A 14812-nucleotide genomic window follows, 5' to 3' on the forward strand; every position below is an offset into this window, starting at 1 on the left:
GCACAGGCAGAAGCCGCGCGGCGCGAGCAGCACTGGCACGGCGAGAAGATGGCCGCGCTGGCCACCATGGCGGCCAACGTCGCGCACGAGGTCGGCAACCCGCTGGCGGTGATCCAGGGCGTGGCGAGCGAACTGCCCGAGTCCGAGCGCAGCGCGGCGCGCCAGATCCGTGCCCAGGGCGAACGGATCGCCCGCATGATGCGGCAGATCGCCGACTTCGCCACGGCGCGCAGCGAGTCGGCCGAACCGGTGGACGTCAACGCCATGCTCAAAGCGGTGTGCGATTTCCTCGCCTTCGACCGGCGCTTTCGCGGCACGCCCATCGAACTCCAGCCGGCGACCGGCCTGCCGGCCTGCGACCTGGTGCCCGACCGGCTCAACGAGATCGCGATGAACCTGCTGCAGGCCTGCGTCGAAGACGAGCCGCCGCAGTTCCGGCGCGTGCGGGTCGAAACCCGCGCCGAACCGGACCAGGTGATCGTTCGCGTCGGCGGCGAGGCCACGGACCTCGAAGCGTGGTACGCGCAGCCGAAGCTGCAGGCGATCCGCCGGCGCATCGCCGAGATGGGGGCCAGCGTCGCGCTGGCCGACGGTGCCGTCGAGATCCGGCTGCCGGCCCTGCCGGCGGTCTGACCCGCTCAGCGAGCTGGCCGCGCGACCACCCGCATGTCCTGCGTCCGCGGGCCTGCGAAGCTGACGGTGCACTCCGGCGTGCGGTAGCACATCGTCGCGCGGGCGAGTTGCTCGACGAACTCCATCTCGCCGGCCGGTGCCAGCAGCTCGACGGTGTATTGCCGGCGCGGATCGAGCGGGAACGCGGTGCCATTGACGACCGCCACCGCGGCGGGCGCAGTCTGCTGCACGTCCTGCGGGCCGGCCTCGGCGACGCACACGAGGCGCAGGATGTCCTCGCTCAGGCCGCACAGCCAGTTCGTCTGGGCGTGCGCATTCGGCGCGCCGAAGCCGAGCAGAGCCGTGGATACCGCAATCGCAAACCGTCGCATGGCGCCTCCTGACGCCCTGCTTTCGGCTGCGGTATCCGGCACTTGACCGGCGCGTGGTGCCGCCGCGTGACGCTTCGCACGCGCCGCGCCACGGCGGCGCCGCTCAGGCTGCGACGGCGCGGCGCTGCCAGTTCAGGCTGCTCCAGCGCAGCCGGCCGGCCATGGACGGCGTGAGCTCGACACGCTCGTGGCGGTCGATCACCAGCGCGCAGTGCACGCCCATGCGCTCGGCCACGCGGCGCCAGCGCCGTGGCCCCGCCACGAGCAGCGCGGTGGCTGCGGCGTCGGCCCGGCCGGCCGAAGGATGCACGACCGTCACGCTGACTAGCTCGGTGACCGGCGCCAGCGTGTGCGGATCCAGCACGTGGGCGCAGCGCTCGCCGTCGAGCACGCGGAAGCGCTCGTAGCTGCCGGAGGTGACCACGGCCTCGCGCCCCTGGGTGACGAGGCTGCCCACCAGACCCTGGCCCCCGGGTTCGCGAATGCCGATGTGCCAGCCAGGCTCTCCGGCGCCACTCATCGCGGCGAGGTTGCCACCGAGGTCGACCAGCGCCTCGCCCACTCCGGCGGCGCTGAGCTGGTCGAGGGCCCGGTCAACGGCCACACCCTTCCCATAGCCGCCGAGATCGAGCTGCAGTCGCGGATTGAAGCTCGCCACGCGCTCGCCACGCAAGTCGAGTTGTGCCAGGCTCGGCGCCGCCTCGCGCCACGCGGCCAGGGCCCGCGCCAAAGGGCGCGATCCGGGGCGAAGCACGTCGTCGTGGAAGCCCCACGCAGCGATCGCGCCACCGATGCCGGGATTGAACAGGCCATGCGAGCGGTGTTCCAGGCGAGCGGCCTCCCTCAGCACGGCGGCGAGCGCCGGCGACACGCTCGTCGCCCGGCGTTCTCGCAGGGCCCGGTTCAGCTCGCTCAGTTCACCCGGCTTCCAGGCGTTCCAGCGCCGGTGGATGCGGGCCAGCCCGGCCATCGCCGCCGCCAGCGCCGCGCCCACGTCACGGCCCTGCGGCGGGCGCACGAGCAGTTCGACCGGCGAGCCGAACAGGAAGTGTCTCGCCGCCTGCGGCGCGGCGTCGCCGGCGCGCGCCACGCCGGGCAACAGCACGGCCCCGGCGAGCAGCGCCAGGGTGTCGCGGCGAGTGGGCATCGGCGCGTGCATGCGTCGGCGCTCGTCAGTAGCGGGATCGAGCCGCCCGCAGCGCCGCGCTCGCACCCTCGTGCTCGCGCACCAGTGCTTCGATCAGGCCCTCCATGCCGGCCAGATCGCCGGCACGGCAAGCCTGCTCGATCTGCGCGCACAGCCGAGACATGCGCACGGCGCCGATGTTCTGCGTGGCCGAGAGCAGCCGATGCGCGCTGCGGCCGAGACGCTGCGCATCGGCCGCGCCGTGCGCTTCGCCCAGCGCGGCCAGGTGTCCGGGCGCGTCGGCCACGAACATGTCGATCAGTTCGCGCACCAGCGTCGGCTGGCTGTCGTCCTGCAGGCTGCGCAGGTGCTCGAGCCGCCGGTGGTCCAGCACCTCGTCGCCCTCGGGCGCGCCGGCGGCGGCGCCGCGCACCCGCAGCGCGGCGCGCGTGATCGCCACCGCGAGGTCGCCCATGTCGATCGGCTTGGCCACGTAGCCGTCCATGCCGGCGGCGATGTAGGCCTCGCGGTCGCCGGGCATGGCGTTGGCCGTCATCGCGATGACGCAGGGCAGGCCGTCCGGGCCGCGCCGCTGCGCGATCCAGCGCGCCGCCTGCAGGCCGTCCATCTCGGGCATCTGGATGTCCATCAGCACCACGTCATAGTGCTGGCGCTCCACCGCGTCGATCACCTCGAGACCGTTGGCCGCCACGTCGGCGCGGTAGCCCAGGCGCTGCAGCAGGCGCAGCGCAACGCGCTGGTTGATCGCATTGTCCTCCGCCACCAGCACGCGCAACGGCAGGCTGGCCGCCAGCACCGGGATCTGCGGCGCCGGCGCCGGCGCCGGCGGCTGTGGCGCGAGCCGCTGGCCCTGCACCACCGCCACCAGCGTGGCGAACAGCTGGCTGGCCTTGATCGGCTTGGCGAGGAAGGCGGCGAGGTCGGCGCCGTGCGCCTCCTGCAGCGCCTGCCGCTGGCCCAGCGACGTGAGCATCACGATCGGCAGCTCTTCGGCGGTGCGGCGGCGGCGGATCTCCACCGCCAGCTCCAGGCCGTCGATGCCGGGCATGCTCATGTCCAGCACGGCCACGTCGAAGCTCTCGCCGTGGCGGATGCGGTCCAGCGCCTCCAGCGCCGAGGGCAGCGTCGACGGCTGCATGCCCCACATCATCGCCATGCGGGTGAGGATGCGGCGGTTGGTCAGGTTGTCGTCGACGATCAGCAGACGCTTGCCGGCCAGCGCCGGCACGTCGCGCTGCAGGAAGTCGGCCGGCTCGGCGGCGGCCGCCACCTGCGCCAGCACGGTGACGTCGAAGCGCGACCCCTGGCCCGGCTCGCTGTGCACGCTGACCGTGCCGCCCATCAGCTCGGCCAACCGCTTGGTGATGGCCAGGCCCAGGCCGGTGCCGCCGTACTTGCGCGTGGTCGACGCGTCGACCTGGGTGAAGGACTGGAACAGCCGCGGCACGTGCTCGGAGGCGATGCCGATACCCGAGTCCTGCACCGAGAAGCGGATGCGCCGCGTGTCCCCTTCCACGGGCTCGCTGTCCACCGCGACGAAGACCTCGCCCTGGTGGGTGAACTTCACGGCGTTGGACAGCAGGTTGACGAGGATCTGCCGGATGCGCGTGGCGTCGCCGACCAGCGCCTCCGGCGTGCCGTCCTCGATCAGGTAGGCGAGGTTCAGGCGCTTCTCCAGCGCGCGCGGCGCGATGAGATCGAGCGAGTCCTCGACGCAGCGGCGCAGGTCGAACACCTGCTGCTCGATCTCCAGCTTGCCGACGTCGGCCTTGGAGTAGTCGAGGATGTCGTTGATGATCTCCAGCAGCGACTCGCCGCTGGCGCGGATGGTGCGCGCGAAGTCGCGCTGGTCCTCGCTCATCGGCGTGTCCAGCAGCAGCGTGGTCATGCCGATCACCGCGTTCAGCGGCGTGCGGATCTCGTGGCTCATGTTGGCCAGGAACAGGCTCTTGGCGCGCGCCGCGGCCTCGGCGTCGGCCTTGGCGCGCTCCAGCGCCAGAGCCTGCTGGTGGCTCTCGGTCACGTCGGTCACCGTGCCGAGGAAGCCGCCCTCGACGTCGTGGCTGCGCACCGCGCGAGCCATCACCCACGATTCGCTGCCATCCGGCCGCAGGAAGCGGTGGCGCAGGTCGAAGCTGTCGCGCCCCTCGACCGCCGCGTTCCACGCCTGCAGCACACGCAGGCGGTCGGCCGGATGGACCGCACGCAGCCAGCCGCCTGCGGCCGCCTCGGCGGGCGTCATGCCGGCCATCGCGCACCAGCGCTCGTTCACGTACTCGCACAGTCCGCGCGCATCGGTCTGGAAGATGCCCACCGGCGCGCTGGCCGCCAGCTCGCGGAAGCGCGCCTCGCTGCGGGCCAGCGCGCGCGTGGCCTCGCGCGCCTCGCTGACGTCGCGCAGGATGGCCGCGAAGTAGGTTCGCCCGTCGATGGCCACGTGCGAGATCGAGGCCTCGGCGTCGAACAGGCTGCCGTCGGCACGCAGGCCGTGGATGTCGCGCCGCTCGCCCATGCGCCGCGCCGCCTGCGGCGAGACCGCGAAGTCGTCGAGGTGGCGATGGTGCGCCGCACGCGCCGACTCGGGCAGAAGCATCTCCAGCGGCTGGCCCATCACCTCGTGCATGCGCCAGCCGAAGATGCGCTCGGCGCCGTCGTTGAACAGCACGATGCGCTGGTCGCCATCGGTGACGATCACCGCGTCGTCGGCGATCGCCAGCAGCCGCGCGATCAGCGGGCCGAGGTCAGCCGGCACGAGATCATGGGGCAGCGAGCGGTCCATGGCGTCACTGTAGCGGCAGGCGGAGCGCGGTTCACGACGGCTTGATGCGCGCCACCCCGCCGAAGCTGCCCACCCACAGCGTGCCATCGCGCGCCGTCGTCATCGAGAACACGGTGTTACCGAACAGCCCGTCCTGCGTGGTCAGCACCTCGAAGCCGCCGGCGGTCATCTTCGCCAGGCCGTTGTTCGTGCCGACCCACATCGTCCCCTTCGGGTCGATGTGGAGCATGAACACGTGGTTGCCGGGCAAGCCTTCCGAAACGGTGTAGTGGCTCCAGCTTTTGCCGTCGAAGCGGGACAGCCCGCCACCCCAGGTGCCGGCCCAGACGATGCCCTGCGCGTCGACCGTCATCGAGACGATGTAGTTGGGGTTGTAGGCGACGTCGATGTTCTCCAGCCCCATCTCCTTCTTCTGCGCCGCATGGTGCTCGGAGACCTTGGACGGATCGCTCTTGTACTGGATGTGCTCCTTGACCTTCTCGTACGGCGCGCCCAGCCCCTTGGCGTGGTTCCAGTTCTGCCAGCGGCCCTCCTTGAAGTGGGCGAGGCCGCCCTCGGTGCCGAGCCAGATCTCGCCGTCGCGGCCCTCGGCCAGGCCGTAGACCCAGTCGTTGGGCAGGCCGCCCTTCGTGCTCTCCACCGTGTGCAGTTCCCACGCCGAGCGATCCTTCAGCCGCCCGCCCTTGATGCGGTTGACGCCCGACCAGGTGGCGATCCAGACGTCGCCGTTCTTCGCCTTCAGCACGTCGTAGACGAAGGCATCGCCCAGGCCCTCGGGGATGTTGTAGGTCTCCCAGCCGCCGGTCTTCGCATCGAGCAGCGACAGGCCGCCGCCATAGGTGCCGACGACGATGCGCTCGTCGAGCTTGCCGACGTAGAACACGCCGTTGGACAGCAGGCCGCTCTTCGTGTCGAACAGCTTGTACTCGTCGGTCTTCGTGTCGTACCGCACCGCGCCGCCGGAGGTGCCGACCCAGACGGTGTCGCCGTCGACGAACAGCCGCTTGACGTTCTTGTTGCCGACACGGAAGTGGGTGAACTTCTGCGTCGGGTCGGGCGCGAGCTTGCCTTCTCGCTGCGGTGCAGGGGGATGGCCGGGCGGAATGGCGGCAGACGCCGCCACGGCGGCCGGCGCGGGTGCGGCCGCGGCGACGACGGCCTCGCCGCCCGCACCGGCGTTGCTGCGCCCGAGCTGGTAGGCACCGGCCAGCGCCGTGCCGAGTGCGATGACGCCGAGGCCGGCGGCGCGCAGGCTGAGGGCCATGAGTCTTCCTTTCACGTGATGTCTCAGCGGCCGATGCGCGCCACGCCCTTGCGTGTGCCGACCCACAGGTCGCCGCCGGGCGCGACCGCCAGCGCGTAGACGTTCTTCTCGAGCAGCCCTTCCTTCATGCCGAAGTTGGTGAAGGCCTTGCCGTCCCAGCGCGAGACGCCGTTGTTGGTGCCGAACCAGAGTGCGCCGTCGCTGCCTTCGGCGATGCTGTAGACGATGTTGCCGGCCAGGCCGTCGCGCGTGGTGAGGTTGGTCCACGCCTTGCCGTCCCAGCGCGAGGCGCCGCCGCCCCAGGTGCCGGCCCAGACGCTGCCGTCGCGCGCCACCTGGATGGCAAACACGTAGTTGGGGTTGTAGGTGGCCGGCCCTTCGGCGCTGACCGACAGGTCGTGGCGCGTGCGCGTGCCCAGGCCGGTATTCGCCGAGAACGGCAGGTTGTCGCTGTTCGGCGCGCCCAGGCCGTCCTTGTGCGTCCACGAGACCCAGCGCTTGCCGTCGTACATCGACACGCCGCCCTCGGTGCCGAACCAGACGCGGTCCTGGGCGTCGACGCCGATGCCGTAGACCCACTCGTTGACCAGTTCCTTCACGTAGGTGCTGAACTTGCCGGTCTTCGCATCGACCCTGTTGGCGCCGGCCCAGGTGCCGATCCAGAAGTCACCGTTCTTCTGCTGCGCGAAGGCGTAGATCCAGTAGTCGGCCAGGCCGTGCATCGGGAAGAAGGTCTTCCACTGACCATCCTTGTAGCGCGACACGCCGCCGGCATTGGTGCCGAACCACTTGTAGCCGCTGCGGTCCAGGCCGACCGCGAACACGTATTCGTTGGCCAGGCCTTCCTTGCGCGTGAAGGTGTTGCGCAGCTTGCCGCTGGCGAGGTCGACCTCGTGCACGCCGGCCGACGTGCCGACCCACAGCGCCGCCTTGGCGGGCTCGACGGTCAGCGCGCGCACGTACACGCTCGGCCCGACCTCGTAGACATCCTTGACGCGCGGCGCACTCTGCGCGAGGGCTGCTGCCACAGGCAGGGTCAGGGCCGCGGCACAGGCGGCGAGGCGAAGGGTTCGGAAGTTCATCGCAGGGTGCGGAGGTGGGCGACGATGTCGAGGATGTCGCGGTCGCGCAGCAGGCCCTGGTAGGCGGGCATCGCGCCGCGGCCGCCGCGGATGGCCGCGAGCAGCGCCGTGTCGGGCTTGAGCAGCGTGGTCGGCCGCGAGAAGTCGGGCGCGCTGGGCATCACCGGGCGGCCGTCGCCGCCGTGGCAGTGGCCGCAGTGGCGCGCATACAGCTCGGCGCCATGGCGCGGGTCGGCGGCGCGCGCCGGCAGGATCGAGGCGGCGGCCAGCAGCGCCAGCACGGCGCCAATCCGGCTCATGGGCGGCCCTTCGGTGAAGGGGCCGGCTGCAGTGCAGCAACACGCGCACGCCAGCGCGCGGCCTGCACCGCGTCCACGCTGAGCCCCATCAGCCCCCGGGTGTGCGCGTCGACCAGCACCTGCATCGACGGCACGTGGCCCAGTTCCGCCGCTTTCGAGAAAAGCGCCAGCGCCTGCTTCTCATCTTTGGCAACGCCGCGGCCGGTGAGGTGGAAGTTGGCCAGCGCGTAGAGCGCGTCGGTGTCGTCCTGCGCGGCGGCCTGGCGGTACAGCGCCGCAGCGTCCTCGACGAAGTCGCCGCGGTCGAGCATGAAGGCCAGCAGCGACTGCGACGGCGCGTGGCCTGCCATGGCGGGTGCGCGCAGCACGGCCATCGCCGTGGCCACGTCACCGCGGTGGTAGGCCTCGAGGCCGCGGCGGTGATCGTCTTCCGGCGCCGCGATGGCCGCTGCCACGCTGCACTGCAGCAGCACCGCGAGCATCGTGGGTCCGATCGTTCGCCATGGGGTCATGCCCCCCGGGCGAGCGATTTCCATGCCAAACGGATCAGCTGCCGGCGGGCGCGTCGCCCTGGAATTCCTCGAGCTTACGGTACAGGCTCGACAGCCCGATGCCGAGCCTGGCGGCCGCGGCCCGACGGTCGCCGCCGCACTCCTCGATCGCGCGAAGGATCAGCGAGACCTCGAAGCGCCGCACCCGCTCGCGCAGCGGCATCTCCCCACCCTCGGCGGGCATCACGCCACCGCTGGTGGGCATCGTGCGCGACACCTCCGGCGGCAGGTCGCCGGCGCGGATGCAGCCGCCGTCGGCCAGGATGGCGGCGCGGTGCAGCACGTTCTCGAGCTGCCGCACGTTGCCCGGCCAGTTGAAGGCAGTGAGCATGTCCATCGCCTCCGGGTCGATGGCCAGCGCCTCGCCGCCGGCCGGCGCCACGCGCTGCGACAGCAGGTGCTGCACGAGCGCGGGAATGTCGACGCGGCGATCGCGCAGCGGCGGCATGCCGATCTGGAACACCGACAGGCGGAAGAACAGGTCCTCGCGGAAGCGGCCCTGCTGCACCATCGCCGGCAGCTCGCGGTTGGTGGCGGCGACGATGCGCACGTCGACCTTGCGGCTCTGCTCGGAACCCAGCGGCCGCACCTCCTTGGCCTCGAGCACGTGCAGCAGCTTGGTCTGCAGCGCCAGCGGCAGCTCGCCGATCTCGTCGAGGAAGATGGTGCCGCGGTCGGCCTGCATGAACAGGCCGCGGCGCGGCTTGTCGGCGCTGGTGAAGGCGCCCTTGGTGTGGCCGAACAGCTCGCTCTCGATCAGGTTCTCGGGAATCGCGCCGCAGTTCACCGAGACGAACGGGCCGTCGCGCCGCGACGAGAGTTCGTGGATCCGACGCGCCGTGACGCCCTTGCCGGTGCCGCTCTCGCCGGTGATCAGCACGGTGCTGTCGGTCGGCGCGACGCGGCTGACCAGCCGGTCGATCGCCTGCATCGCCGGCGAGACGAACTGGAAGGCCGGCTGCGCGCCGCCCATCACCAGCGTGCGCAGCGCGCGGTTCTCCTCGCGCAGGCCGTGCATCGCCTCGATCTGCTCGAGCCGGTGGACGATCTCCTCGTTGCGGACCGGCTTGGTGATGTAGTCCCAGGCGCCGGCCTTGATCGCGTCGATGGCGGAGTCGACGGACGCGAAGGCGGTGACCATGATGAAGGTCGCGGAGTGGCCGCGCGCGCGCGCCTGCTTGAGCAGCTCGATGCCGTCGGTGACCGGCATGAAGACGTCGCTGAGCACGACGTCGATGGGCGACTTCTCCAGCCGTGCCAGCGCCTCGGACGCCGAGGCCGCCGTCTCCACCGCGTAGCCGGCCTTGCCGATCGCGGCGGCGAGCACCTGTCTCACGGCAGGCTCGTCGTCCACCACCAGCACATTCAGTTCAGGCATCTTCAGCAACTTCCCCGGTTCATGCCTTTCCTGATGCGGCAGGCCACGCCAGCTTAATCTGCAGGCACGGGCCGAGCTCTTGACGGAACGCAAGCCGCGCCCCGAGCGGCTCGATGATGGCGCGGCTGAGCAGCAAGGTGCGCTGCACGTCGGCACGGCCGAAGTCCAGCCACGCCGGAAACTCCAGCAGCACCTCGGCGGCCGCCCCGGCGCGGCGCGTCAGCACGCGCACCGCGCCGCCCGCCGCCGCGCGCGTGGCGTCGCAGCCCAGCGTGGCCATCTGCATCAGCACCTGCTGCAGTGCCGAGGCCGGCGCCTGCACCGCGGGCAGCTCGCCGTCGAGCTCGCTGGCGAACTCGATGCCACGGTAGCGCTTGTCGTAGTGCATCAGCTGCAGCACGCGGCTGACCATGCCGTTGACGTCGACCCAGTCGAGGTCGCTGGCCTGCGGTGCGGCCAGCTCCGCCAGGTGGCGCGAGGCCATCGACGCCCGCTGCGCCTGCTCGATGATGCGCTGCGCCGCCTCGGCCACGCGCGGCGCCGGCACGCTGCCTTCGACACTGCCGAGGTCATGGGCCACGCCGGCGATCACCGCCAGCGGGTTGTTGACCTCGTGCGCCACGCCGGCGGCCAGCGCACCCACGGCGAGCATCTTGTCCTCGTGCGAGCGGCGCTGGCCGTCGAGCTCGATGCGCTTCTCGTGCTCGTCGAGGTCGGCGGCGAGCCGGTTGACCGCCTGCACCAGCCGGCCGAGCTCGTCGTCGCGCCGCACCGGCAGCGCCGCGCCGCGGCTGCCGTGCACGATGCGCCGTGCGTGCGCCTCGAGGCGACGGATGTCGGCGGTGAGGCGGCCGAAGAACCACGCCACGCCGACGCCGAAGACCACCAGGCCGGCCAGCGCGAAGCCGATCGCCTCGACGGTGACCTGATCGTAGTGGCGCCGGTAGTCGGCGGTGAGCTCGTCGCGCCGCTCGACCAGCGCGAGGCGGCGGATGTCGAGATCATCGGCGGCGCGCACCAGCGCCTCGCGCAGCACGGTGCGGCCACCGGCATCGCGCGAGTCCCGCCACTGCGCGTGGCTGCGCTCGATGGCACGTTGCACCAGCGCATAGCCGGGGTCGAACTCTTCCAGCGCCCCGAGCAGGCGGGTCTCGTGGAGCACCGCCGGGGTCACGTCCGCCGCGGCATCCGCCACCTCGGCGAGCGCCGAGCCGAGCGCGGCCTCGGCCAGGGCCAGGGCCTTCTCGTGGCGCGACAGCTCCAGCATCGCCTGCACGCTGTCGAAGATGCGGCCGCGCTCGACCGCGACCCACGTCACTGCGGCCAGGAGGTAGGCAAAGAGCAGCAGCGTGGCCATCAGCCCGCGCGCGCGCAGCGAATGGCGCAGCGGCAGCGGCGCAACGGGAACGGCGCTTGCATCGTCGCCTTCGCTTGCCCGGAGATCCATCGCCATGCTTCTGCTCAGACCTTTCGCCCGCCGGCTCGGCGCCCTGACCCTTGCGCTGCTGCCCGCGTTCGCAGCCCATGCCGATGCGCTGCAGGACGGCGTGGCCGCGATGAACCGCAAGGACTATCCCGCGGCACTGCAGCTGCTGGAGCCGCTCGCCAAGGCCGGGCATCCGCAGGCCCAGTTGCGCCTCGGGCTGATGCACTACCACGGCCACGGCGTTCGCGAGAGCGACCGCGAGGCGGTGGCGTGGTTCGAGCGCGCGGCGCGCCAGGGACTGGCCGAAGCCCAGTTCCAGCTAGGCAATATGTATGCCTATGGCCTGGCCGATCCGGGCGCCGACGCCGACCCCAACCGCATCGCCGCGCAGTGGTACTTCGAGGCCGCGCGACAGGGCCACGCCGAGGCGCAATACAGCCTGGGCATCCTCTTCCTCAGCGGCTCCGGCGTGCTGCAGGATGCCGCCGAGGCGCGCCGCTGGATCGAGCGCGCCGCCGCGCAGGGCCATGCCGATGCGCAGGCCTACCTCAAGGGCAGCGGCAAGCCTTGACCCGGCGATCAGGGCTGAACCTGGTCGATCACCAGCCGCAGGCCCTGCGCCGAAGACGACACCGCCGCGCTGCTGCCGACCAGGTCGCCCGGCTGCGGCGTGGCGTTGCCGCTGCGCGAGATGCGCGCGCCGACCACCACCTGCGCCTGCGACGACAGCCGCTGGTTCGGCGACATCGCCAGCGCGTCGCTGAGCACGAAGCGCTGCGGCCAGGTACCCACCGGCTGGCGCAGGATGGCCAGCGGCATGCGTGAGCCCTCGGCGGCACGGGCGAAGACGAACAGCGTGTCGCCGGCGGCCACGCGCGCGGCCAGCTCGGGGCTCAGGCTAACCTCGCCGGTGAGCGGCGCCGCCGCCGTCGCCGACGCGGCACCGCCACCGAGAGCGGCTTCCATCTTCATCGCCTGTGCGATGCTGCCCTGGATGGAACGCGCCACGTCGGATTGCGCCGGCACGACGGCAAGAAGACGCTCCCAGTAGCCGCGCGCGGCCGGGTAGTCGCGCGCCTCGAAGGCCACGCTGCCGGCCAGCGCCAGCGCCTTCACATGGCGCGGGTCGGCATCCAGCGCACGCTGCACCAGCGCCGCCGGCTCGCCGGCCAGTCGCTTGCCCTGCGCCATCGCCACCACGTCGGCCAGGTCGGCCAGCAGCGTCGCATCGGGTGCGCGCAGCTCGACGGCGCGCCGCCAGGCCATCGCCGCGTCGCGGTAGCGGCCCAGCACCACGTACGAGCGGCCCAGCATCACCCAGCCCTCGGCGTCGCCGGGCGCGGCCTTCAGCCGCTCGGCAAGCGCGGCCACGCGCGCCTCGATCTGCCCGGGCGTGAGGCTGTGCTGCGCGCCGGCGGCGACCGCGGGCGGCGGATCGTTCGCCTGCAGCGGGCGCAGGTCGCCGAGCTGCAGGTAGGTGAGCACGCTGGCCAGCGGCAACAGCACGGCCAGCGCGATGGCGCTGCCGCGCGAGAAGCGCGGTGGCGCAGCCCCGGGGGCTTCGGCATTCGCGCCTTCGCCTTCCGCTTCCTCCAGCCAGCGCCGCTGGATGTCGTCGCGCGCTTCGGCCAGACGTTCCGGCGCGAGCAGGCCTTCGCCGAGATCGGCTTCGGCCTCGCGCCACTGGTCACGGTAGACGGCGAGGTTGGCCGCCTCCGGAGACACCGTCTCGGCCGCCGTGCGGACGCCTCTCCACAGCGGCGGCAGCAGCATCAGCAGCGCGCCGCCGAGCAGCATCGCGACGACGGTCCAGAACACCATCATGGCCTCGCCCTCCCCCACGAACGGGAAAGGCTTCCCGGAATCGGGAACGGCAAGGGCAGCCAGGCGGGCGTGAGACAGGCCATGCCCGTCAGATTGCAAGAGTGCTGCCAGCGGGGCGCAGCGTTCATCGCGGCGGCGCCTGGCGGCGCTCGGCCCGTTGCGCTTCCCACTCCCACAGCGCGGCGCGGGCACGGCGCTGGTGGTCTTCGCTCTCGCCGCGGCCGAGGTGCAGGTAGCTGCGCATCGAGCCGAGCGCGAGCTCGAGGTCGCCGAGCGACTCCATCGCCAGCGCCAGGCCGTAGTAGGCGTTGGCCTGCTCGGGCCGCAGCGTGATCGCGCGCTCGAAGGCCACACGCGCGGCCTGCGGCTGGGCCAGCCCGAGCAGGGCGAAACCGAGGTTGGCGTGCGCCTCGGGCAATGACGGCTCCAGCGCGATCACGCGCAACAGCAACACGCGAGCATCGTCGAACCGGCGCGCGTGCAGCAGCAGCACCGCAGCATCGAACTGGCGCTGCACATCGCTCGCTGCCGCTGCCGGCTCGTCGCCGGGCTCGTGCACCGGCGACAGCGCCGCGAGGCCGAGCCCGCCGGCGAGCACCAGCGCGCAGGTGAGCACGAAGCCGACGGTGCGGCGGTCGAGACGGCCGTCGGGGCGGCTCCTGCCCGCGTTCATATCGCCCCCTTGTGCGGCGCGGTGGAGATGAAGGGCACGCCGAAGAAGGTCAGGAAGGCCAGCGCGAAGCTGCCGGCCAGCCACAGGCCGAAGTGCGCTGGCGGCGGCCGCAGCGTGGCACGCGCATGCAGCGCCGCCACCAGCGCGAGCCAGCTGGCGAAGGCCCACGACTCGAGCGGATCCCAGGCCCAGTAGCGGCCCCAGGCGTCCTGCGCCCACACCGCGCCGACGATCAGCATCAGCGTGTCGGCCACCAGCGCATAGGCGGCGAAGCGGTGCGCCAGTTCGTCGAGCCGGCGGTCGTCGACCCCCTTCGCGAAGCGGCGCACGCCCCAGGCCGTGCGGCGCAGCGCCGGCACGAGGCCGACCACGGCCGCCACCAGCAGCAGCCCGAGGTAGAGCTTGCCGACCACCGCATGCAGGTACAGCAGCGGGGTCGCGTAGGTCGGCGGCAGGTGGCCGGCGCGCGCGTCGGCCATCAGCAGCCAGGCCGCGAGCACGGCCCACACCGGCAGCACCACCGGCAGCGCAGCGCGCAACTCGGCCACCCGCCACCACGCCAGCGCAAAGATCAGCGCCAGGCTCCACAGGCTGCTGCTGAGGATCTCGTGCATCGTGGTGAAGGGCCCGTGGCCGAGCGCGCTCCAGCGCAGCCCGAGCGCCAGCGTGTGCAGGGCCAGCGCAGTGGCCAGCGCGAAGCCGGCGTAGCGTTGAACCCGGCCTGCCGCCGGCTGCACGCCCGCACCGGTGGCGGGCAGGGCCAGCGCTCCCACTAGGGCATAGGCGGCCAGCGCCGCGGACAGCACCATGGCCCCCGGCATCGCCTCAGGCATGTCGCGCTCCGTTCGGCACGGCCCGCACGGCCTCGGCGGCCGGCGCGGCGAAGAAGAAGCGCTGCGTGTAGTGCCAGGCCAGCGCGAACGCCGCCAGCAGCGAGGCGGCGAGCAGCCACGGCAGCGTCGGGTCGTAGGTGATGCGGTAGCCCATCCAGCTGCGCAGGCCCAGGTAGGTGAGCGTGCCGCCGCCGAGATCGACGCCCTGCCCCGGCTGCAGTTCGTGGCGCTGGGGGTCCATGCGCAGCACCAGCGTGTGCCGCCGCGGCAGCTCGAAGCGGCTGGCGCGCGCCGGATCGATCAGCGTCTCGTCGCTCTGCAGCAGCACCCAGGCGCGGCGGCCGTCCGGCAGCGACCACTCGATCGACTGGCGCAGCTCGTGCGCCGGAAAGGCCGGCAGGTGCACGGCGCCGGCGACCGCTTGACCGCCGTGGGGCGTCCAGACCAGCAACGGCGCGAAGCCCTTGTTGGGGCTGGTGTAGATGCGGTAGCCGTTCAGCACCAGCGGCCGGTGGTCGCCGATCACCGCGCTGCGCTCGCGGCCGGCCTCGT

Annotated in this window: 15 protein-coding genes; 2 read left to right on the plus strand and 13 right to left on the minus strand. The window is 72.2% G+C overall.

Features of this window, described 5'->3' with window-relative positions; genetic code table 11:
• Positions 1-633, plus strand: a 633-nt coding sequence (locus AB7U92_RS07885) for a sensor histidine kinase (RefSeq protein ID WP_428575632.1), incomplete at its 5' end; no start/stop codon positions are given.
• A gap of 5 nt (positions 634-638) precedes the next feature.
• On the opposite strand, the gene AB7U92_RS07890 is transcribed toward AB7U92_RS07885, so the two are convergent.
• The 9 genes from AB7U92_RS07890 to AB7U92_RS07930 form a co-directional block, all read right to left on the minus strand.
• Entirely contained in the window at positions 639-1004 is a 366-nt protein-coding gene (locus AB7U92_RS07890) for a hypothetical protein (protein WP_428575633.1), read from the minus strand.
• 103 nt (positions 1005-1107) lie between these two features.
• Positions 1108-2163 carry an FAD:protein FMN transferase gene (locus tag AB7U92_RS07895; RefSeq protein WP_428575634.1) on the minus strand — a complete coding sequence of 352 codons (1056 nt, stop codon included), beginning with the start codon at positions 2161-2163 and terminating at the stop codon, positions 1108-1110.
• A 13-nt stretch (positions 2164-2176) separates the two neighbouring features.
• On the minus strand, positions 2177-4930 hold the full coding sequence (locus tag AB7U92_RS07900; protein ID WP_428575635.1) for a response regulator: 2754 nt from the start codon (positions 4928-4930) through the stop codon (positions 2177-2179).
• A 31-nt stretch (positions 4931-4961) separates the two neighbouring features.
• Entirely contained in the window at positions 4962-6194 is a 1233-nt protein-coding gene (locus AB7U92_RS07905) for a ligand-binding sensor domain-containing protein (RefSeq protein ID WP_428575636.1), read from the minus strand.
• 23 nt (positions 6195-6217) lie between these two features.
• Complete coding sequence (locus AB7U92_RS07910; protein ID WP_428575637.1) at positions 6218-7276, minus strand: ligand-binding sensor domain-containing protein; 1059 nt, start codon at positions 7274-7276, stop codon at positions 6218-6220.
• Positions 7273-7575: a c-type cytochrome gene (locus AB7U92_RS07915; protein WP_428575638.1), complete on the minus strand. Its 303-nt coding sequence runs from the start codon at positions 7573-7575 to the stop codon at positions 7273-7275. The genes AB7U92_RS07910 and AB7U92_RS07915 overlap by 4 nt, the downstream gene beginning before the upstream one ends.
• A complete protein-coding gene (locus tag AB7U92_RS07920) occupies positions 7572-8057 on the minus strand; it encodes a tetratricopeptide repeat protein (RefSeq protein ID WP_428575639.1) in 486 nt (161 codons plus the stop codon). Before AB7U92_RS07920 ends, AB7U92_RS07915 begins: the two co-directional genes overlap by 4 nt.
• A gap of 64 nt (positions 8058-8121) precedes the next feature.
• Positions 8122-9504, minus strand: coding sequence for a sigma-54-dependent transcriptional regulator (locus tag AB7U92_RS07925; protein ID WP_428575640.1), 1383 nt, complete (start codon positions 9502-9504; stop codon positions 8122-8124).
• Between the two features lie 19 nt (positions 9505-9523).
• A complete protein-coding gene (locus AB7U92_RS07930; RefSeq protein WP_428575641.1) occupies positions 9524-10951 on the minus strand; it encodes a HAMP domain-containing protein in 1428 nt (475 codons plus the stop codon).
• Between the two features lie 4 nt (positions 10952-10955).
• Between AB7U92_RS07930 and AB7U92_RS07935 the strand changes: the two genes are divergently transcribed.
• On the plus strand, positions 10956-11501 hold the full coding sequence (locus tag AB7U92_RS07935; RefSeq protein WP_428575642.1) for a tetratricopeptide repeat protein: 546 nt from the start codon (positions 10956-10958) through the stop codon (positions 11499-11501).
• An 8-nt stretch (positions 11502-11509) separates the two neighbouring features.
• On the opposite strand, the gene ccmI is transcribed toward AB7U92_RS07935, so the two are convergent.
• From ccmI to AB7U92_RS07955, 4 genes are all read right to left on the minus strand, one after another.
• Positions 11510-12754: a c-type cytochrome biogenesis protein CcmI gene (ccmI, locus tag AB7U92_RS07940; protein ID WP_428575643.1), complete on the minus strand. Its 1245-nt coding sequence runs from the start codon at positions 12752-12754 to the stop codon at positions 11510-11512.
• Positions 12755-12878: 124 nt separating this feature from the next.
• Positions 12879-13427, minus strand: a complete 549-nt coding sequence (locus tag AB7U92_RS07945) for a hypothetical protein (RefSeq protein ID WP_428575644.1) — start codon at positions 13425-13427, stop codon at positions 12879-12881.
• Positions 13424-14260 (minus strand): cytochrome c biogenesis protein, encoded by an 837-nt coding sequence (locus AB7U92_RS07950; RefSeq protein WP_428575645.1) that lies wholly within the window; start codon positions 14258-14260, stop codon positions 13424-13426. The genes AB7U92_RS07945 and AB7U92_RS07950 overlap by 4 nt, the downstream gene beginning before the upstream one ends.
• The coding region (locus tag AB7U92_RS07955) for a hypothetical protein (protein ID WP_428575646.1) at positions 14253-14812 on the minus strand (560 nt) is incomplete at its 5' end. The genes AB7U92_RS07955 and AB7U92_RS07950, both read right to left, overlap by 8 nt.

Source organism: Piscinibacter sp., from assembly GCF_050175855.1.
GTDB lineage: Bacteria > Pseudomonadota > Gammaproteobacteria > Burkholderiales > Burkholderiaceae_C > Piscinibacter.

Coding starts and splice junctions, on each gene's coding strand:
- AB7U92_RS07935 (WP_428575642.1), top strand. CDS start 10,956: ATGCTTCTGCTCAGACCTTTCGCCCGCCGGCTCGGCGCCCTGACCCTT.
- AB7U92_RS07930 (WP_428575641.1), bottom strand. CDS start 10,951: ATGGATCTCCGGGCAAGCGAAGGCGACGATGCAAGCGCCGTTCCCGTT.
- AB7U92_RS07925 (WP_428575640.1), bottom strand. CDS start 9,504: ATGCCTGAACTGAATGTGCTGGTGGTGGACGACGAGCCTGCCGTGAGA.
- AB7U92_RS07945 (WP_428575644.1), bottom strand. CDS start 13,427: ATGAACGCGGGCAGGAGCCGCCCCGACGGCCGTCTCGACCGCCGCACC.
- AB7U92_RS07915 (WP_428575638.1), bottom strand. CDS start 7,575: ATGAGCCGGATTGGCGCCGTGCTGGCGCTGCTGGCCGCCGCCTCGATC.
- AB7U92_RS07895 (WP_428575634.1), bottom strand. CDS start 2,163: ATGCACGCGCCGATGCCCACTCGCCGCGACACCCTGGCGCTGCTCGCC.
- AB7U92_RS07950 (WP_428575645.1), bottom strand. CDS start 14,260: ATGCCTGAGGCGATGCCGGGGGCCATGGTGCTGTCCGCGGCGCTGGCC.
- AB7U92_RS07910 (WP_428575637.1), bottom strand. CDS start 7,276: ATGAACTTCCGAACCCTTCGCCTCGCCGCCTGTGCCGCGGCCCTGACC.
- AB7U92_RS07905 (WP_428575636.1), bottom strand. CDS start 6,194: ATGGCCCTCAGCCTGCGCGCCGCCGGCCTCGGCGTCATCGCACTCGGC.
- ccmI (WP_428575643.1), bottom strand. CDS start 12,754: ATGATGGTGTTCTGGACCGTCGTCGCGATGCTGCTCGGCGGCGCGCTG.
- AB7U92_RS07890 (WP_428575633.1), bottom strand. CDS start 1,004: ATGCGACGGTTTGCGATTGCGGTATCCACGGCTCTGCTCGGCTTCGGC.
- AB7U92_RS07900 (WP_428575635.1), bottom strand. CDS start 4,930: ATGGACCGCTCGCTGCCCCATGATCTCGTGCCGGCTGACCTCGGCCCG.
- AB7U92_RS07920 (WP_428575639.1), bottom strand. CDS start 8,057: ATGCTCGCGGTGCTGCTGCAGTGCAGCGTGGCAGCGGCCATCGCGGCG.